Below are 18700 nucleotides of genomic sequence, written 5' to 3' on the forward strand. Positions count from 1 at the left end.
TATTTTCTATGTGCAGAACAATACAATTAGTAAATTATAATTTTTGTTGATAAAATCTATAACGCTGTAGGTGGTAAATAGATGGTAAATTCGTTGATAGGCTGAAGTAAAACGCTGTAGGGATGCTGCTGTTCATCCTGATTAACTAAATTCATTCTACTTAACAGGCCAAATTGTGCTGACTCAAGTTTTGCCGGCTTTACGTCCAGTCGATCATGCCAAACACGGTAAGTTCCCAATTTACCATTACGCCGGTAGTAGAAGCCGGCCAGTGGATGAGTCAGATATACCAGTGCCGTTTCATTATCAGGAAACCCCTGAAAATGAAATTGTTGGTCTGGCTGCTGGCTTAATTGTACCTGTGCAGGTGCCCAGTCAGACTCTGTATGCATTTCATAGTGCTGGTAACATTTGGAAAGTGGGTCAAAGTGACAATTGAAACTTATTTTGCCCCGATGCCAGGGTAATTTCCATACATTCCGGGGTACCATAATCGTCCAGGAATCCAGAGTTGTGCCTAAAAACCAGACACAGCGTTCACCAGTAGTGGTATCTATAATATAAATTCTATAGTTGGTTTGCCCCATGGTAAAAACAGGGAACGGATAAACGGCTGAAGTGAAATCAACATCCATAAAAGGTACTACTGATAACAAGCCTTTTTGCTCACCATTAATTATGACACTATCCAGCTGAAAACGTGATGGAAATAATCCTGCAAATCTCTCTGCATCAATCGCGTAAGTAATAATAGCAAAATGTTTTAATTTACAGTCTACATCTATGCCTGATGTAGCCGGACGCGGATGCAGAAAATCTTTAAATTTAAGAGGCGTTAGCATATCAATACCTTTAATTCTTATCTGGAAATCTAATCAGTATCAGGAGTCATAAATTTTCCTAAATTTAGTATATATATTAAATTTACAAAAGTAAACATTATTTAAAATAAATTATTAAATTTATTTTAAATATTTACATTATAAAAAATAATAATTTCATATCATAAATTAATTTTTTTATATATAAAGAATATTAGATAAAATTATATTTTTAAAAGCTAATTAATTAGCTTATGGTAAACGGGGAATTATGTATTTAATATGTTTGTCATAATTGTAAAATTATTTGATTTGAATATTATGTGAATAAATAATAATAAAAAACAAAATTTGTTTATTTTTAATAATTTTGTCATAATCAAATGTAATAAATATTAAAAATATAATATGGATACACAAGAACGCCTAGCCTGGATTGAATTGGCATTGACTCCGTTTGTAGGTGCTGAAACTTTTCTTCGCATAATTAAATATTTTGGTTCCGCGCAAAATGCTCTTAGTGCATCGGCTGCTGAAATATCGCCTTTTTGTCAACGGCAAATCAGTAAGTATTGGCATAGTGATGTAGCAAAGCAGGCAACTGAAGCAGCTATAGAATGGGAGCAAGCGCATACTGATGCACGTTTATTACTACTGGCAGATAATGATTTTCCGGCAATGCTAACCAAGGGTTTAACACCGCCTCCATTATTGTTTGTTCGTGGTGATAGTCAGTGTTTGCATCAACCTGCTTTATCAATTGTTGGTAGTCGGCATGCAACACCACAAGCCATGCGCATTACACATGATTTTGCAGCTGCACTGGCACGGAAAGGTGTAACAATTGTTTCAGGCATGGCTAGTGGCGCAGATACAGCAGCACATCAGGGTGCTTTGCAGGCAATCGGTACAACAGTGGCAGTTTGGGGTACAGGTATTGACAGAGTATATCCGGCACGCAACAAAAATTTAGCCACACAAATTGCAGCTCATGGCTGTATTATTTCTGAATTTCCCTTGGGTACTCGTCCTTCGCCGGGAAATTTTCCGCGACGTAACCGCTTGATTGCTGCACTTAGTCAGGGTACGCTGGTAGTTGAAGCCGCAACTGAATCGGGCTCATTGATTACTGCAAGACTGGCTGGAGAAATGGGGCGGGAAGTTATGGCGATACCGGGTTCTATTGATAACCCTTTAAGTAAAGGCTGCCACGCATTAATCAAACAAGGTGCCAAATTAGTAGAAAATCTGGAAGATATTTTGCAGGAATGTCCACGCCTCTTGCAAAAAAAAGATTTGCAATCATATAGCAATCGTCCTCATCTGCAAACTGATGATATAAGTAAATCATCTACAAATACTGATAGTTCAGAAGATTCATTATCAGTTCATTCACCAGATTGTATACTTAACCCGATGGAGCAGCAGGTGCTGGACGGACTGGGTTACGGCATAATGCATCCGGATATGTTAGTTACAGCACTTGGCATGGCTGCTACAGATGTGTATGCTCATCTCGTGACATTGGAGCTTGGTGGCTGGATTACCACTCTGCCAGGCGGTTGTTATCAACGCATTAAATCTTGAGAGGAAAGCAAATGATTGATGTAATAGCGTTTTTGATTGAGCACTTTCAAGACGTTGATGCATTTCCACCGCGTAAAGACTTAGGCGTATTGTTGGAAGAAGTCGGTTTTAATGATGAAGAAATCGGCGACGCTTTATCCTGTCTGGACGATTTGCGTTTTGAACCATTAATTCCGGCAGAAAAGTTACGCAATAGCACTGGATCACGCATTTATAATAATGAAGAGCTCGATGCGCTTCCGCTTGAAGTGCGTGGACTGGTACATTTTCTGGAGCAGAATGGTGCTCTTAATCCGGAGCAGCGTGAATTTGTACTCAATGCCCTGATGAACTTACCTTACGAAGATATTACGGTGGATCATGCTAAAGTATTAGCTTTACTGGTGTTATGGGCACACCGCTCAGAATTACCGGTGCTGATAGGTGATGAATTAATGGCTGCGCTCAATGGTGAAGCCGTCATGCAGTAAGTTACTGAAACGATACAGTTGCTTGAAAGCTTTCAGTCAGCGTGTCTGAAAGCTTTTTGCATTGTTCAAATGTATTTATTAGAATAATCCAGACTAACAACATATCACAAATATTTAAATTACGAATGTGAGCCTGAACTAATGGCAAAAAACCTGTTGATTGTTGAATCTCCATCTAAAGCGAAAACGCTGAAGAAATATTTAGGTAGCGATTTTGAAATTCTCGCTTCCTACGGTCACGTGCGTGATCTGGTTCCCAAAAGCGGTGCAGTGGATCCGGAAAATGACTTTGCTATGAAATACCAGTTAGTAAGTCGTAATGCCAAACATCTCGATGCAATTGTGGCTGCAGCTAAAGAGGCTGATGCATTGTATCTGGCTACCGACCCGGATAGGGAAGGTGAAGCCATCTCATGGCATTTGCAGGAAATACTGAAATCCAAACGCGGTCTGAAAAACCTGCAGCCAAAGCGGGTAGTGTTTCATGAAGTGACCAAAAAAGCTGTACTGGATGCAGTAGCCCATCCGCGTGAATTGTCACAAACGCTGGTAGATGCACAGCAGACAAGACGGGCACTGGACTACCTGGTGGGTTTTAATCTGTCACCTTTATTGTGGAAAAAAATTCGTCGTGGTTTATCTGCTGGCAGAGTACAAAGCCCGGCATTACGCATGATTTGTGAACGAGAAGAGGAAATCCGCGAGTTTACTGCACAGGAATACTGGACTGTACACCTTGATAGCCATAAAGCACGTACTAAATTTACCGCTAAACTAACCCATTGGCAGGGGCAGAAGCTGGAACAATTTGACATTCCTGATGAAGAACGTCAGCAAGGTATCGTTTCAGCTTTGGCCGGTCAGCCAGCACATGTATCTAACGTAGAAAAGAAAAAGCGCAGCCGTAATCCTGCAGCTCCATTTACCACTTCGACTATGCAGCAGGAAGCAGTACGTAAGCTGAGTATGACAACTGATCGTACCATGCGTACCGCACAGCAGTTATATGAAGGTGTGGATGTCGGACAAGGAGCTGTGGGTCTGATTACGTATATGCGTACCGATTCGGTTAGTCTCTCAGATGAAGCTGTAACAGAAATACGTCATTATATTGACAACAAAATCGGTAATGAATTTTTACCTTCATCGCCCAAAATATACAAAACCAAATCTAAAAATGCACAGGAAGCGCATGAGGCTATTCGTCCTACCTCAGTGTATCGCACGCCAGAAGCAGTAAAACCATTTCTGACTGCCGACCAGTTTCGCTTGTATCAGATGATATGGCAGCGGGCAGTGGCCTGTCAGATGGCGCCTGCACGCTTTGATACTACCAGTGTTGATATTGTTGTGGGTAAAGGTATCTTCAGAGTAACCGGACAGGTACAAACTTTTGCCGGTTTCCTCAGTGTCTATGAAGAGGGTGTGGACGACAGCGAAGAAGATGAGAATGCCAAAAAATTGCCGGAACTACATGAGGGTGACAGTTTGCCGGTTGACAGGATTTTTGGCGAGCAGCATTTTACCCAGCCGCCACCACGTTATTCTGAAGCCAGTCTGGTCAAAGCACTGGAAGAGTATGGTATTGGTCGCCCATCAACCTATGCCAGTATTATTTCCACACTAAAAGAGCGGGAATATGTTACTCTGGAGCAGAAACGTTTTATGCCCACTGATACCGGTGAAGTGGTTAATAAATTTCTGACCGAACATTTCGGTCAGTATGTGGATTATAACTTTACTGCCAGACTGGAAAATCAGCTGGATGATATAGCCGGCGGTAAACGGGAATGGAAACCCGTAATGCAGCAGTTCTGGAAAGGCTTTGATAAAGAAATCAAAGCTAAGGAAGATATACCCCGCGCAGAATTAACTGCCGAAAATCTGGATGAAATCTGTCCTAAATGCGGTACCCACCAATTACAAATTAAATTTGGTAAGCGCGGGCGTTTTATTGCATGCAGCGGTTATCCGGAATGTGACTACACCCGCAATGTTAATGAAACAGCCGAGGAAGCAGCAAAGGCAGCGGAAGAACCGACAGTTGTAGAAGGGCGGGTTTGTCCGAAGTGTGAAGGACAACTGGTATATAAACGCGGACGTTACGGCAAATTTATCGGTTGTTCCAATTATCCTAAATGTAAATATATTGAACCGCTTGAAAAGCCAAAAGACACTGGTATTGAGTGCCCTAAATGTCATAAAGGCAATCTGATTGAGCGTAAAAGCCGTTATGGTAAATTATTTTACAGTTGTAATACTTATCCGGACTGTGATTATGCTGTCTGGAATCCGCCGGTTAAAGAAAGCTGTCCGCAGTGTGGCTGGCCAATAATGACCATCAAAACAACTAAGCGGCATGGAACTGAAAAAGTGTGTCCGCAAAAAGAGTGCGGTTATACCGAGCAGATTGAACCACCTGCACCAAAAGAATAAATCAGGCTGCTTTAAAAAATTAGATGTATCAAGACTTTCAGAATGCCTGAAAGTCTTTTTTTATCGGAGTGAGTATACGTGGCAAAAGTACAGTATCAGCATCGCAATCAGGTACGCATTATTGGCGGTACTCATCGCGGACGTAAATTAACATTTCCGGCAGCCGAAGGACTGCGTCCGACTGCAGATAGCGTGCGTGAACGATTGTTTAACTGGCTGGGACAGGATTTAACCGGAATGGCAGTTCTGGACCTTTTTGCCGGTAGTGGGGTAATGGGGCTGGAGGCTGCATCACGAAATGCTGCCAAAGTTACTATGATAGAAAAAAATCGTCAGGTTGCTGCGGCAATAAAAAGTAATGTGCAACAATTGAATTTTGGGCAGATAGAGCTTATCTGTACAGAAGCACACAGTTTTCTCATAAATAATCACCAGCAATTTAACATAGTATTTCTCGATCCGCCGTATGTCTGGCAGCAATGGCATGAATTGCTGGATGCTCTTTCATTACATTTGCTTCCGAATGCGCGCGTATACATGGAAAGTAACACATTACCTGCACTTCCAGCTGGCTGGGAGGTACTTAAACAAGGAAAGTCAGGTATAAGTCGTTTTGAATTATTAACTTATCATAAAATTAATACTGAGTAGAGAGAAAGACCGGATTGCAGGAGAGAAAACAAAATAGTGCTATAATCCGCGCCCAACGGTTTAGAGTTAAATTTAACGATAAAGGAAAAACATGTCACTCTTGATAACAGATGAGTGCATTAACTGCGATGTATGTGAGCCTGAGTGCCCGAACAACGCTATTTATCAGGGTGATGAGATTTATGAAATCACCCCTGAGCGCTGTACACAGTGTGTCGGCCATTATGATGAGCCGCAATGCCAGCAGGTTTGCCCGGTAGACTGTATCATTATTGATGAAGAACATCCGGAAAGCGAAGAAGAGCTGGAAGCAAAATATCAGCAGCTAATGGCGGAAAAAGAGTAAATTTTTCCAAGCATGAAATGTATTTGAAACAGTTGATTACTATTTTAAGCAAAAAAAAATGCTGAATAGACTTGACGAAGTGGCAAATGAACATTATCATGCCGTTCTCTTTTGGAGGGATTCCCGAGCGGCCAAAGGGGGCAGACTGTAAATCTGTTGCGAAAGCTTCGAAGGTTCGAATCCTTCTCCCTCCACCAAAATTCCAGTCTTACTTGTAGTTTTTTAAGTGAGTATGCGGGTGTAGCTCAATGGTAGAGCAGAAGCCTTCCAAGCTTACGGTGAGGGTTCGATTCCCTTCACCCGCTCCAGATAAGTAAATACCTACCGTACGCCCATGTAGCTCAGGGGTAGAGCACTCCCTTGGTAAGGGAGAGGCCGACAGTTCAATTCTGTCCATGGGCACCATAGAATTGATAAACCTAATCATCTTTAGATAGGAAGTAGCCATGGCTAAAGAAAAATTCGAGCGGAGCAAACCGCACGTAAACGTTGGCACCATTGGTCACGTTGACCATGGTAAAACCACTTTGACTGCTGCAATGTGTACCATTCTGTCCCAGAAATTTGGTGGTGCAGCCAAAGCTTATGATCAGATTGACAATGCCCCGGAAGAAAAAGCCCGTGGTATTACCATTAATACATCACACGTAGAATACGAAACCGCAGAACGTCACTATGCACATGTTGACTGCCCGGGACACGCTGACTACGTGAAAAACATGATTACCGGTGCTGCCCAGATGGACGGCGCGATTCTGGTGGTTTCTGCAGCTGACGGTCCGATGCCGCAAACCCGTGAGCACATCCTGTTAGCTCGTCAGGTAGGTGTACCTTACATTATCGTTTACATGAACAAATGTGACATGGTAGACGACGAAGAGTTGTTGGAACTGGTAGAAATGGAAATTCGTGACCTGTTGTCAAGCTACGAATTCCCGGGTGATGATGTTCCTTTGATTAAAGGTTCAGCTCTGAAAGCACTGGAAGGTGACCAGTCAGACATCGGTGAAGCTTCAATTATGGCTTTGGCAGATGCACTGGACAGCTACATTCCTACACCGGAACGTGCAGTAGACAAACCATTCTTGTTGCCGATTGAAGACGTATTCTCAATTTCAGGTCGTGGTACCGTGGTTACCGGTCGTGTAGAACGCGGTGTAATCAATGTAGGTGACGAAATTGAAATCGTTGGTTTGAAAGACACCCAGAAAACCACATGTACTGGCGTTGAAATGTTCCGCAAATTGCTGGATCAGGGTCAGGCAGGTGATAACGTAGGTGTATTGCTGCGTGGTACCAAACGTGAAGAAGTAGAACGTGGTCAGGTACTGGCAAAACCGGGCAGCATCACTCCGCACACCAAATTCAAAGCCGAAGTATACGTACTGAGCAAAGAAGAAGGTGGTCGTCATACACCGTTCTTTGCGAACTACCGTCCGCAGTTCTATTTCCGTACAACAGACGTAACTGGCGCAGTAAGCCTGGCGGAAGGAGTGGAAATGGTAATGCCGGGAGAGAATGTAACGATAGACGTAGAACTGATTCATCCGATTGCGATGGAAGAAGGCTTACGCTTTGCGATTCGTGAAGGTGGCCGAACAGTTGGTGCCGGTGTGGTTGCTAAAGTTATCGCTTAATCAGGAAGAATATAGATATGAAAAACCAGAAAATCCGTATTCGTCTGAAAGCTTATGACTACGCTCTAATTGATCGTTCTGCACAGGAAATCGTAGACACTGCCAAACGTACTGGCGCTGTGGTAAAAGGTCCGATTCCTCTGCCAACCAAAATCGAACGTTTTAATCTGCTGCGTTCTCCTCACGTGAATAAAACTTCACGTGAACAGTTGGAAATTCGTACTCATTTGCGTCTAATGGATATTATCGATTGGACTGATAAAACCACTGATGCATTGATGAAACTGGACTTGCCAGCTGGTGTTGATGTTGAAATTAAAGTTCAATAATTAATTGAATTACTAAAACGGACTGGATATTTTCCAGTCCGTTTTTTATTTATTCTTAATTCGGCTAATTGAGTAGGCTAGAATAACCAATCCAAAATTTTAGGCAAAATCTGTTCTGTGATAGGTAAGGTGGATATTTTACGATTAATGATTTTTCCATTAATTCGGAATTTATTAGCCAGCTTGAATTAGTGTGCAGAGTATTTAGTTAATAGTTTAAGCCATAAAAAAACCAATACCATACTGGGTATTGGCTGTGGTGGAAAAAACAGATTGATGCAGTTTGCTAATATTTCACAGCAATTGTTGTTGAATGTGATGTTTAATTATATCTGCCATTTTTTTTATTCCTATATCAATTTTTTCTTCTGAAACAGTTACAAAAGCCAGCCTTAAACAATTATTTTTTTCACCGTGTACATAGAAAGTTTCACCGGGAGCAAAAACTATTTTCTGAGCAATGGCTTCTTGGAGTAATTCAGTAGCATTAATATATTCAGGTAATTCAACCCAGATAAACATACCTCCTTCAGGTTGATTCCAGCTAACTTCTTTAGGCATATACTGTGCTAATGATTGCAACATATACTGGCAGCGGGCATTATAGAGCTGGCGGATTTTCGGAATATGATGATTGAGAAAATTATTTTTACTAAGAACCTGATAAGCAATGTACTGGGTCAGGCTAGGGGTATGTAAATCAGAAGCTTGTTTTAGCGGAAGCAGTTTACTGATGAATTGCTTATTCGCAACCAGATATCCTAAGCGGAGCCCCGGCGCTAAAATTTTGGAAAAAGAACCTAAATAAACAGTGTTTTCTGGTGCCAGCGTATATAAAGCAGGCAAACGCTGACCCTGATAATCCAAATCGCCATAAGGATCATCTTCAATCAGCAATAAATTATTCTGTTTTGCTTTTGCGGCTAAAGCTTGTCGTCGGTGTAATGGTAACCGACGTCCGGTAGGGTTTTGAAAGTTTGGAATGCTATATAGAAATTTTGCAGAGCTTGCCAGTTCATTATCAATAGTTTCAGGAATTAAGCCTTCATTATCACTGGCAATAGCTATATATTCGGGATTGTATTGATTAAAGGATTGTAATGCCCCAAGATAAGTCGGAGTTTCTACCAGTACTTTATCGTTAGTATCAATTAGTGCTTTCCCGATTAAATCCAATGCCTGCTGCGAACCAGTTACTATCAGAACTTCATCACTACTGACAGATACATGATCACGTTCAGATAAATAATTAGCTATCCATTGCCGTAAAGGTGTATAGCCTTCACTTGGTCCATATTGTAGTGCACCATAAATATCCTGGTTTTCCAGTAAGGCATTAGCTGCATCTTTGATTTCTGATAATGGAAATGTATCTGGTGCCGGTAAGCCGCCAGCAAATGAAATAACATCTGCCTGTTCGGTGACTTTAAGGATTTCTCTGATGGTTGAGCTTTTTAAATTTTGTGCACGTCGGGAAAATTTCCAAGGCATAAATCTGACCTTTTTAGATGATATTTGCTTAATTGTTAAAATATATTTATCTTATTTGATTTTAAAATTATTTTTTAATTGTGGTTTGGATAATGCAACGAATTTTATATCGTACTTATAAAGCGTAATATCAGCCGGAGAATATTCAATATCTGAAAAGCTTTTCGATGAGTAACATAAAATTAGTATAGCGTTTGTGCAAAAATACTGGCAGATGACGCTATACTTGTGCTTTATTATTACAATAAGTATGGATTATTCATAAGCATGCTGTTTCGGTAGCCAACAGACTGTCAATTGTTTCTCGCTCTCGAATCAGATGATGTTCTGTACCATTAACCAATACCTCAGCGGCACGACAGCGAGTGTTATAGTTACTTGCCATACTGGAAGCATATGCCCCGGCACTTTGTATTAACAGTAAATCACCTGCTTTAGCCGCAATGGTTCGGTCTTTAGCCAGAAAATCCCCGGTTTCGCAAATTGGTCCGACGACATCAGCAACAAATTTATCTGCAGTTGTCGGACTGGCGTTAATAATATTGTGATAGGCCTGATATAGTGAAGGCCGCATCAGATCATTCATGGCCGCATCTACAATCACAAAGTTCTTTTCTTCACCTTGTTTAATGTATTCAACTGTAGTGAGCAAACTGCCGGTATTACCAATCAGACTGCGCCCGGGTTCGAGTATTAATGGCAGGTTACGCCCGGATAACAATTTGCTGACTGCTGCTGCATAAGCATTCAGATCAGGCACATTTTCGTTTTGATAAACAATACCTATGCCACCACCCAAATCAATATGCTCTATCTGGATTCCCAGTTCGTCGAGTTTGTCTACTAGTACCAATAATCGTTGCAATGCTTCGATTAAAGGTGATAAATCAGTGAGTTGTGAGCCAATATGGCAGTCAATTCCTGTAATTTTTAAGTGCGGTAACGTAGCTGCAAGCTGATATGCTGCTAATGCATCCTGACTGGCAATTCCGAATTTATTGGCTTTTAACCCAGTAGAAATATACGGATGGGTATGAGCATCAACATCAGGATTAATACGCAATGATACCGGAGCAATTTTATTCAGACGCTGGGCAATACTATTAATACGTTCCAGCTCAGCCAGTGATTCAACATTAAAACAGCGAATATTGTTTTTCAGGGCAAATTCAATTTCAGCACTGCTTTTGCCCACGCCGGAAAAGATGACCTTGTCGGCAGCTCCGCCAGCCAGTAACACCCGTTCTAATTCTCCGCCTGAAACGATATCAAAACCGCAGCCCAGACCGGCAAAATAGCGCAGAATAGATAAATTTCCATTGGCTTTGACTGCGTAACATATTAAAGGTTTTAAATCGGCAAAAGCCTGCTGATAAAGATTAAAAGCATCTGTCATTGCTTTCTGGCTATAAACATATAATGGTGTACCATACTGTGCAGCCAGTACAGAGTAGGGTACTTGTTCACATTTCAGGGAATTAGTCATGTTTAGGTAAATTTTTCTGATCAATCGGATCAATAGTCAGTCCGGTTTGTACAGGTCCGTATTTAGCTTTATCTCCCTCTTTTGGCAAATAAAGATCACCCTTATAACCACAGGCCGCTAAACAACTGGTTGCAATTACAGTTAAAAAGAAGAAACGAAACATTAATCTGACCTATTGTAGTTAAGCTGGCAGTGAACAGCTGTACTGCCAGAACGGATAAAACTAGGATTTAAACATATTATATGGCAAGATAACAGTGTGAATGTAATAAAATGCAGGGGTATGGTAAGTAAGATGACCGAAAGTGAATTTTTGCAATATAGTGATGATTTGTTTGGCTATATTGAGGAAAAAATAGATGAGGGCGGTTGGGATCTCGATTGTGAAGCTGGCGGAAATGTACTCACAATTGAAGCAGAAAGAGGTGAGCAGATTATTGTAAACCGGCATGCTGCCACTCAGGAATTATGGATAGCGGCAAAAAGTGGCGGTTATCATTTTGCCTGCAAGAACGGTCAATGGCTTTCAGCACGGGATGGCAGTGAATTTTTTGCGGTCTTAAATCAGGTGCTGTCTGCCGCCTGTGATGATGACGTATCTATTCCGGTTCTGAGCTGATTTCTGATATGGGGAAATAGTGATGTTGCATACCTTGATTAAACATGATTTGAAGGCTTTACAGGCATTTGTGGCCATTGTTGAATGTCAGGGTGTGACTGCTGCACAAAAACGGCTGAATATGTCACAATCGGCAATCAGTATGCATTTGGCGCATTTGGAAGAAAGTCTGGGCGTGATATTATGCCGGCGCGGTCGTTCCGGTTTCGGGCTGACTAAAGCCGGACATCAATTATATGAAGCTTGTACATTACTTTTACAGGCAACCTCTGAGTTTCATCGGGAAGTACAGAATATTAAATGGCATCGTTCTGTGCTTTCCGGTAAGTTGCGAATTGGCTTAGTTGAGTATTTACCACCTGATTTTCAGCGTATTTTTAATCAGGTCATTGCCAGTGCCTATCAGCATTATCCGGAGCTGCGTCTGACTATTGATATTTGTGCGCCACATGATATCGAAACCGCTATTGCCAATAATCAGATGGATTTTGGTATCGGCTATTACTATAGCCTGCTGAAAAATTTGCAATATCAGATAGTTTTCGAGCAGCGTGAGCATGTTTATTGTCATGCAGAACATCCGGCTGCAAAAGTTAAGGATTTAACGTTAAATCAGCTTGCTGAAGAATATCACTGGGTAAAACGTACCTATGCTGATTTTCCGGCTAATGCCGGCTTTTCTGCCGGAGTAACTACGGCTACTGCAGATAAAGAGCGGGCAACATTATTGTTTATTCTCGCAGGCAGCCATCTTGGTTTTTTGTCACAAGATATGGCTGAGCCTTACGTTCGTACAGGTGAACTGGTGCCATTACTGGCACAGCAGGCGACTAATATAGTAAATCATTTTGCTGTTACCCGTCCTACGCCTGATCCACGGGTAAACTGGTTTCTGGGAGAGTTAAGCGGTCTGTTGCCTTAAGGCAGTTAAGAACGGAGTACTCCTTTAAATTAGATAGCTAGCCAAAAAAATTACAAGGCAATAAATAATAAGTGAATTTTTATTCAAAGTAAGTATTTAAATAAAAATAGAAAACCGATAAACGGGTAAACCAATAATATGTATAACTTCTTATAGATTATTTAATATTGATCATGTTTTCAATTAATGAACATACTAATTTAATATCTTCAATAGTAGTTCGCCAGTTTACAAATGCTGCACGAATGCCTTTTTCATGATTAAAAGTGGTTGGTGTCATAAATACAAGGCCGGTTTTATTTAATTTTTGCAGAAATTCAGCGGTATCGCAGGCGGCAGTAACTTTAAAGCAGACAATATTTAAACGTACTTCAGCCAATAATTCAAAATAGCTGCTTTTACGTATATAGTTACCAAATTCTTGAGCCAGCTCAATAGAATTATCCACAATATACCGATACCCTTCTCTGCCATAGGCCAACAGGCTGAACAATACTGGTAATGCTTTTAGTCTTCTTGAATTTTCCGGCAAGATATTCATAAAGTTAAAATTTTCCAGTTGATTTTCCAGATATGGAGCGCTGCTGTTTTTAAACTGGTTAAACTGTAAGCTGAAATGCTCTTTTCGTATAAAAAAGCAGGCGTTTTCATAAGGTACGTTTAACCATTTATGGCAATCTATGGCAATGCTGTCAGCCATTTCCCAACCATTAAGTAAATGCGGATAGTGTGAAGAGCAGGCGGCAAATGCTCCAAAGGCGGCATCAATATGTATCCAACAGTTATAGCTATGTTTCAACTCCATAATTTCCGCAATAGCATCAAAATCAGCTGTATTGGCTGTACCGGCATTTAAAACCAGAATAAATGGCTGATGTTTGAAACGATCTTCAATAAACGGTTTTAATTCGGCTACGTTAATGGCTTCACGCTGATTTGAAAGAGTAGGAATGGTAATTAAGTTATTTCTGCCTAAACCAAGCATAGCCAATGATTTTAATACTGATGAATGAGGGGTAGCCGATATAACTGGCAGTGATAGATTTATTAAACCATCAGCAGCAATATCCTGTTTAAACTGAGTGCCATACCATTGTCTGGCCACAGCCAGCGCAGAAAAATTTGCCATGGTCGTGCCGGTGACAAATCCGCCGGTAAATTCTCTTGGCAGATTGAATAAATCCAGTAATAAATCAGTTGTCTGAGTTTCAATACGTGCAGATACATCCCCCTCGCCGCTGATAGCCTGAGTATTCTGATCGTAAATAGTGGCCAGAATATCGCCTATTATTGCAGCCGGTGTACTGCCTCCGGTTACATACCCCCAATATCTGGGACCGCCTGAAGCAACAATAAACTCTTTAAACTGAGTATTAAATTGATTTAAGGCCGCTAATCCGCCATAACCTTGTTCGGGTAGATTTAGTTGCGGCAAACTATTTTGCTGTTGCTGAGTTAATTGGCAACATGTTGGCATACTGTCGAGGTTGTTTAGAAAGTCGATAGATTGATGAAAAGTATTTTCTAATAGTTCATTGATGGCAGTTAAATCGTTTTTTAATGTTTTATTCATATATATTTATTGTATGGATTTATCTAGAATTAATTGTATAACTTTTTAATTATTGGAGAAATTTCTTTTAAATTTAAGCAATGATATCTTTAGATAAGGCAATAAACTCTGCCTGGTTATGGTAATAGACTTTCTGGAAAGATTCAGGCAGACATCTTAAAATCTGAATCTGATTTGTATTCTAAAGTCTGTCTATCGTGAATGAATTTGATTTTATTCGTCAATATTTATATCGTCAGCAGCAGGATGAGCAACTTATTCTGGGTATTGGGGATGATGCCGCTATTATAAGACCTCGTAATGGCTATGATCTGCATTTCAGTACTGATATGCTGATAGGCGGAACACATTTTTTTCCGGATGTTGCCCCGGGGGATCTGGCGCATAAAATACTGGCTGTTAATTTGTCGGATATGGCCGCTATGGGAGCCAGTCCACGCTGGGCATTGCTTAGTGTGGCGCTGCCTGAGCTAAATAAAGAATGGTTAACAGCGTTTTGTGATGCTTTGTTTGCTCTTGCTGCGCGTTTTGGGGTAACACTGATTGGTGGTGATACCACTAAAGGTAACTGGATATTTAATGTTAATATTATTGGTGAAGCACCTAGAGGACAGGCTTTGCGACGTGATGCCGCAAAAATCGGTGATGATATCTGGGTATCCGATCAGTTGGGGCTGGCTGCCGCTGCATTGGATATGCACTGGGGAAAAGTAAAATTACCCGCAGATGTATATAAGACGTGTGAACAGAAACGTCTGCGTCCGGAACCACGGGTTGCACTAGGAAGACAGCTGCTCTCCCTTGCGCATGCTGCGCAGGATATTTCTGATGGTCTGGCTCAGGATCTCGGACATATTCTGGCTGCGAGTAAGGTGGGTGCACAGTTGAATGTCGATGCTATTCCCGGCTTACAGACTTTACGGCAGATATCTGATGATGAGCAGCAATTAAGGCAATGGATGCTGGCCGGAGGTGATGATTATGAACTGGTATTTACTGCACCTCCTGTACAACGTGAAGCAATTTTAACCGCAGCTCAGACTACTGTTACACCGGTAACACGAATTGGTGCTATTACTGCATCAGGACTATTGCAGTTAAAAGATAATGCGGGCAATATTATCAGCTTATCTAAACAAGGATTTGACCATTTTGGCTGAACAAGATTTGACTACTGCACCGGTAACACCTACCTGGCGCTGGTTGTGCCGGCATCCGGTATGCTGGCTGGGTTTTGGTTTTGGTACGGGATTAGCGCCGAAAGCACCCGGAACATTCGGGACACTACCAGCCATTCCATTGGCCGCATTATGGCTTATGCTGGGATTACCCCTGTGGCTGAATATCATTTTTGCTTTGTCGCTGTTTCTGGTTGGTATATTTATTTGTGATTATACTGAACAAGCATTGCGCCGGCAGGATTATGGAGGCATCGTCTGGGATGAAATTGCTGCTATGATGCTGATTTTATTTTGTATCCCGGCAGGCTGGATATGGTGGCTGGCTGCTTTTGTTATTTTCCGTTTTTTCGATGCTGTAAAACCATGGCCTATTCGCTGGTTTGACGCCCGGGTACACGGCGGTTTCGGTATTATGCTGGATGATTTGATTGCGGCAATTTTTAGTTTACTGGTGTTATTACTGGCGGGATACTGTATATCATCTTATGATTCAAACTTGAATATATTCAGATAAAATTGCATAAAACAGTTAAATCTTTAATCAATAATAATCCGGAATGCGTTATGCTATGCTAACCATAATGATAAAGTAATCTGCATGGGGCTGATGTCAGATATGATATTCAACAGGAAAAGGAAAACAGCATGAGTGGTCAGGTTTGGTTGTATGTATTAATTGCTGCAATAATCGGTTTGGTGCTTGGTATGGGACTGATGTGGCTGTTATTGCGGCGCAGTAGTCAGAATCAGCAATATCAGTCAGTTAAAGCCAGCTTTGACAGTTATCGTCAGCAGGTAGACCAGCATTTTATTCATACGGCCAGTGCTGTAGATGAGTTAAATCGCTGCTATGAAAAAGTATTGCAACAACTCAATATTGATGCAAAGCAATTGATGGAAAAAAATACTTTGCAGGAACTGCTACAGAAACGTGCTGATAAAAGTGTCACTTTGGCATTTATGACCAGTTCAGAAAATAAAAATCCGCAAACAGATGCGGATTCGACCTTGCCTTATACTGATGTGATGCAAGCGGCCGTCATCCCAATTAACGGCATGCCGGATCAGGTACCTGATCGTATCGGTCCTAACGTGATACCTAGCCATGAGCAGCTGACACACCCTAAAAGCAAAAATGTTACACGTGACAGTGGATCAACAGAAAAATCAATTGATTTACAACAGAGTAAATCCTGATTAGGGTTTAATGCATTAAAAAATCAGGCTGTAGCAAAATTTTTGCTACAGCCTGATTTTTATTTTAATTAGCGTATAAATTCGATATTTTCCGGTTTTTTCAATCGCTGTTTAAGTAGTTTAGGTAAAAGAGGATGAAAATACCAGTGCTGGTCATCCAGCCGGATACAGCCTGCCTGAGCCTCAATCGTCACATTCGTATCAGTTACTGCATCTGTTTCAGTAACACGTATCTGATGCCATTTGCCCCAGTCGCAAACCGGTAACAATGGCGCATATTGGATAACTTTGTCATTTTGGTCAGCCATAGCTGTTTCTTTACGGCAGTGACCATCACATAAATGAGCAGCTTGTTTCGGACAAGGCTCATGAGTGCTGATGCTTTGCGGCAGAATATCCAGTACCGCTGGGCACAGATCATAGCGGCGTGCCCAGTCAGATAATGCACGTTTTGCTGCACGCGGATGAGCAAATAATCCGTAAGGCGGATGTTGCAATATTTCTTCCTGTAGTCGAATAATTCTTGCCTGTAATTGTCTGCGCTGATTGGCTACAAAAGAAACCGTATACCAGTTAGCAGGTGAGGAAGATTTGGATAAATGTGTCTGTGTTTGTGGGTGTAACTGATAGTAACCATATAGCCATAATGCATGCAAAGAGCTGACTGCGGGAATAAAATTAATTTCTGTAGTATTTTTCCAGTAGCTTTGTGTATTTTGGCGCTGAAATTGTAGACATATATCGGTAAAAGCCCGTTCCACTATCATTAAAGATTCAGGCTGATTCGGAGAATGTTGTAACAGAAGCCCGGAGCTGTCTGGCAGGGCATATAATTGCTGACGTAATTCAGGTTTAAGCCATGCAGGGAAATAACCCGGTTTAATCATTGCCCGCCACTGAGACTGCCAAAGGGCATTATCATGCTCACGCAAGCTGCGCTGTAAAAACTCAGTTAAAGCAAGAACGTCACCCATGGCACGATGGCGGTCGGCTGCGTTCAGATCAATTTCGAAACGCGCAATAATGGCATCCAGATTATGTTTGAAATGCTGCGGGTATAATTTGCGTGAAAAGGGGACTGTATCAAGTGTTGGTGCTGCAAAATTAATATTATTGCGTGCAAAAGCATGACGCAAAAAAGTGTAATCAAAGCGACTATTATGTGCGACCAGAAGGTGCCCGCGCAGTAAAGGTAGAAGCTCATCTGCAATGTCGGTAAAGCTCGGTGCATCCTGCACCATTTCGTTGCTGATACCTGTTAACTTAGTAATAAAATCGCTGATGGGTTGCTGCGGATTAACCAGCCATTGATGTCGGCTGATACAACCCTGATGAAAACGTAAAATAGCAATTTCAGTAATCCGGTCCTGAGCGAAATGGCCACCAGTGGTTTCAAGATCGACTATGGCAACAGGCAGAGGCAGCGTACAAAAAACCGCTGCCAGCTCGGCAAATGCAGCGGCGTCATCGTTGGTAACAATACTCATGACGCAAATAACTAACGCTTAAAAAATAGTCATTCTATACTAAAATGCATGTTATGGAATAATGCCTTTATACTAAGAAGTTTAATGAATTTATATAAACACTATCTATACAGGTCTTCAGAATTTAAATATGAATTTATCTGTCGATAAAACAGTATATTGCTTAATATTGCTATTTTTTAATTATGACTGGTCTTGACAGTAATGCCGATGTTACCTATACTGCACATCTTTCTCGCACCCGTAGCTCAGTTGGATAGAGTATCTGGCTACGAACCAGAGGGTCGGGCGTTCGAATCGCTCCGGGTGCACCAAGTTTCCGCGCCCATCGTCTAGCGGTTAGGACATCGCCCTTTCACGGCGGTAACCGGGGTTCGATTCCCCGTGGGCGTGCCAGTTAATAAGAAAAGCCAGCTTTTTTAAGCTGGCTTTTCTTTTATCCAGATTTCTGTTCAGAATTCATATAG

General features: G+C 41.4%; 18 protein-coding genes and 5 tRNA genes. 17 read left to right on the forward strand and 6 right to left on the reverse strand.

Annotated features, from left to right (window positions below; genetic code table 11):
* Positions 1-56: 56 nt before the first annotated feature.
* A complete protein-coding gene (locus tag H3V11_RS10420) occupies positions 57-842 on the reverse strand; it encodes a DUF2071 domain-containing protein (RefSeq protein WP_198224870.1) in 786 nt (261 codons plus the stop codon).
* Between the two features lie 387 nt (positions 843-1229).
* Here H3V11_RS10420 and dprA point away from each other — a divergent pair, with 387 nt between their 5' ends.
* From dprA to rpsJ, 10 genes are all read left to right on the forward strand, one after another.
* Positions 1230-2408 carry a DNA-processing protein DprA gene (dprA, locus tag H3V11_RS10425; RefSeq protein WP_100125049.1) on the forward strand — a complete coding sequence of 393 codons (1179 nt, stop codon included), beginning with the start codon at positions 1230-1232 and terminating at the stop codon, positions 2406-2408.
* Between the two features lie 11 nt (positions 2409-2419).
* The gene (locus tag H3V11_RS10430; RefSeq protein WP_025329887.1) at positions 2420-2878 is read left to right on the forward strand and encodes a DUF494 family protein; all 459 of its coding nucleotides are present in this window, start codon (positions 2420-2422) and stop codon (positions 2876-2878) included.
* 141 nt (positions 2879-3019) lie between these two features.
* Entirely contained in the window at positions 3020-5314 is a 2295-nt protein-coding gene (gene topA, locus H3V11_RS10435; protein ID WP_198224873.1) for a type I DNA topoisomerase, read from the forward strand.
* A gap of 78 nt (positions 5315-5392) precedes the next feature.
* Positions 5393-5965: a 16S rRNA (guanine(966)-N(2))-methyltransferase RsmD gene (gene rsmD, locus H3V11_RS10440; protein WP_198224875.1), complete on the forward strand. Its 573-nt coding sequence runs from the start codon at positions 5393-5395 to the stop codon at positions 5963-5965.
* Positions 5966-6056: 91 nt separating this feature from the next.
* Positions 6057-6311, forward strand: a complete 255-nt coding sequence (locus H3V11_RS10445; protein ID WP_037392355.1) for a YfhL family 4Fe-4S dicluster ferredoxin — start codon at positions 6057-6059, stop codon at positions 6309-6311.
* A gap of 113 nt (positions 6312-6424) precedes the next feature.
* Positions 6425-6508 (forward strand) — tRNA-Tyr (locus H3V11_RS10450).
* Between the two features lie 37 nt (positions 6509-6545).
* Positions 6546-6619: transfer RNA gene (locus H3V11_RS10455), tRNA-Gly, on the forward strand.
* Positions 6620-6641: 22 nt separating this feature from the next.
* Positions 6642-6716, forward strand: a tRNA-Thr gene (locus H3V11_RS10460).
* A gap of 41 nt (positions 6717-6757) precedes the next feature.
* A complete protein-coding gene (tuf, locus tag H3V11_RS10465; protein ID WP_025329891.1) occupies positions 6758-7948 on the forward strand; it encodes an elongation factor Tu in 1191 nt (396 codons plus the stop codon).
* Between the two features lie 17 nt (positions 7949-7965).
* Positions 7966-8277, forward strand: coding sequence for a 30S ribosomal protein S10 (rpsJ, locus tag H3V11_RS10470; protein WP_025329903.1), 312 nt, complete (start codon positions 7966-7968; stop codon positions 8275-8277).
* A gap of 294 nt (positions 8278-8571) precedes the next feature.
* On the opposite strand, the gene H3V11_RS10475 is transcribed toward rpsJ, so the two are convergent.
* The 3 genes from H3V11_RS10475 to H3V11_RS10485 all read right to left on the reverse strand — a co-directional run bounded on the left by H3V11_RS10475 (position 8572) and on the right by H3V11_RS10485 (position 11417).
* Positions 8572-9768, reverse strand: a complete 1197-nt coding sequence (locus H3V11_RS10475; protein ID WP_174829729.1) for a PLP-dependent aminotransferase family protein — start codon at positions 9766-9768, stop codon at positions 8572-8574.
* A gap of 259 nt (positions 9769-10027) precedes the next feature.
* On the reverse strand, positions 10028-11254 hold the full coding sequence (gene lysA, locus H3V11_RS10480; protein WP_198224877.1) for a diaminopimelate decarboxylase: 1227 nt from the start codon (positions 11252-11254) through the stop codon (positions 10028-10030).
* On the reverse strand, positions 11247-11417 hold the full coding sequence (locus tag H3V11_RS10485) for a lipoprotein (protein ID WP_078474526.1): 171 nt from the start codon (positions 11415-11417) through the stop codon (positions 11247-11249). The genes lysA and H3V11_RS10485 overlap by 8 nt, the downstream gene beginning before the upstream one ends.
* Before the next feature lie 132 nt (positions 11418-11549).
* On the opposite strand from H3V11_RS10485, the gene cyaY reads away from it, so the two are divergent.
* Together cyaY and H3V11_RS10495 are read left to right on the forward strand one after the other, a co-directional pair.
* Positions 11550-11873, forward strand: a complete 324-nt coding sequence (gene cyaY, locus H3V11_RS10490; RefSeq protein ID WP_084586041.1) for an iron donor protein CyaY — start codon at positions 11550-11552, stop codon at positions 11871-11873.
* A 22-nt stretch (positions 11874-11895) separates the two neighbouring features.
* Positions 11896-12795, forward strand: a complete 900-nt coding sequence (locus H3V11_RS10495) for a LysR family transcriptional regulator (protein WP_078474528.1) — start codon at positions 11896-11898, stop codon at positions 12793-12795.
* 157 nt (positions 12796-12952) lie between these two features.
* Here the strand turns inward: H3V11_RS10495 and H3V11_RS10500 are convergent, their stop codons facing one another.
* A complete protein-coding gene (locus tag H3V11_RS10500; RefSeq protein ID WP_198224879.1) occupies positions 12953-14368 on the reverse strand; it encodes a pyridoxal-dependent decarboxylase in 1416 nt (471 codons plus the stop codon).
* A gap of 197 nt (positions 14369-14565) precedes the next feature.
* Here H3V11_RS10500 and thiL point away from each other — a divergent pair, with 197 nt between their 5' ends.
* The 3 genes from thiL (at position 14566) to H3V11_RS10515 (ending at position 16746) form a co-directional block, all read left to right on the forward strand.
* Positions 14566-15528: a thiamine-phosphate kinase gene (gene thiL / locus H3V11_RS10505; RefSeq protein ID WP_198224881.1), complete on the forward strand. Its 963-nt coding sequence runs from the start codon at positions 14566-14568 to the stop codon at positions 15526-15528.
* Positions 15512-16063 carry a phosphatidylglycerophosphatase A gene (locus H3V11_RS10510; protein WP_370524692.1) on the forward strand — a complete coding sequence of 184 codons (552 nt, stop codon included), beginning with the start codon at positions 15512-15514 and terminating at the stop codon, positions 16061-16063. Before thiL ends, H3V11_RS10510 begins: the two co-directional genes overlap by 17 nt.
* A 131-nt stretch (positions 16064-16194) precedes the next feature.
* Complete coding sequence (locus H3V11_RS10515) at positions 16195-16746, forward strand: ZapG family protein (RefSeq protein ID WP_198224883.1); 552 nt, start codon at positions 16195-16197, stop codon at positions 16744-16746.
* Positions 16747-16814: 68 nt separating this feature from the next.
* On the opposite strand, the gene H3V11_RS10520 is transcribed toward H3V11_RS10515, so the two are convergent.
* Positions 16815-18233: a 3'-5' exonuclease family protein gene (locus H3V11_RS10520; RefSeq protein WP_198224885.1), complete on the reverse strand. Its 1419-nt coding sequence runs from the start codon at positions 18231-18233 to the stop codon at positions 16815-16817.
* A 237-nt stretch (positions 18234-18470) separates the two neighbouring features.
* On the opposite strand from H3V11_RS10520, the gene H3V11_RS10525 reads away from it, so the two are divergent.
* Together H3V11_RS10525 and H3V11_RS10530 are read left to right on the forward strand one after the other, a co-directional pair.
* Positions 18471-18547, forward strand: a tRNA-Arg gene (locus H3V11_RS10525).
* Between the two features lie 7 nt (positions 18548-18554).
* Positions 18555-18629 (forward strand) — tRNA-Glu (locus H3V11_RS10530).
* The last annotated feature ends 71 nt before the right edge of the window (positions 18630-18700 follow it).

This window comes from Snodgrassella sp. W8158 (genome assembly GCF_016100435.1).
GTDB classification, from domain to species: Bacteria; Pseudomonadota; Gammaproteobacteria; order Burkholderiales; family Neisseriaceae; genus Snodgrassella; species Snodgrassella alvi.

Coding starts and splice junctions, on each gene's coding strand:
- H3V11_RS10420 (WP_198224870.1), bottom strand. CDS start 842: ATGCTAACGCCTCTTAAATTTAAAGATTTTCTGCATCCGCGTCCGGCT.
- dprA (WP_100125049.1), top strand. CDS start 1,230: ATGGATACACAAGAACGCCTAGCCTGGATTGAATTGGCATTGACTCCG.
- H3V11_RS10430 (WP_025329887.1), top strand. CDS start 2,420: ATGATTGATGTAATAGCGTTTTTGATTGAGCACTTTCAAGACGTTGAT.
- topA (WP_198224873.1), top strand. CDS start 3,020: ATGGCAAAAAACCTGTTGATTGTTGAATCTCCATCTAAAGCGAAAACG.
- H3V11_RS10445 (WP_037392355.1), top strand. CDS start 6,057: ATGTCACTCTTGATAACAGATGAGTGCATTAACTGCGATGTATGTGAG.
- tuf (WP_025329891.1), top strand. CDS start 6,758: ATGGCTAAAGAAAAATTCGAGCGGAGCAAACCGCACGTAAACGTTGGC.
- rpsJ (WP_025329903.1), top strand. CDS start 7,966: ATGAAAAACCAGAAAATCCGTATTCGTCTGAAAGCTTATGACTACGCT.
- H3V11_RS10475 (WP_174829729.1), bottom strand. CDS start 9,768: ATGCCTTGGAAATTTTCCCGACGTGCACAAAATTTAAAAAGCTCAACC.
- lysA (WP_198224877.1), bottom strand. CDS start 11,254: ATGACTAATTCCCTGAAATGTGAACAAGTACCCTACTCTGTACTGGCT.
- H3V11_RS10485 (WP_078474526.1), bottom strand. CDS start 11,417: ATGTTTCGTTTCTTCTTTTTAACTGTAATTGCAACCAGTTGTTTAGCG.
- cyaY (WP_084586041.1), top strand. CDS start 11,550: ATGACCGAAAGTGAATTTTTGCAATATAGTGATGATTTGTTTGGCTAT.
- H3V11_RS10495 (WP_078474528.1), top strand. CDS start 11,896: ATGTTGCATACCTTGATTAAACATGATTTGAAGGCTTTACAGGCATTT.
- H3V11_RS10500 (WP_198224879.1), bottom strand. CDS start 14,368: ATGAATAAAACATTAAAAAACGATTTAACTGCCATCAATGAACTATTA.
- H3V11_RS10515 (WP_198224883.1), top strand. CDS start 16,195: ATGAGTGGTCAGGTTTGGTTGTATGTATTAATTGCTGCAATAATCGGT.
- H3V11_RS10520 (WP_198224885.1), bottom strand. CDS start 18,233: ATGAGTATTGTTACCAACGATGACGCCGCTGCATTTGCCGAGCTGGCA.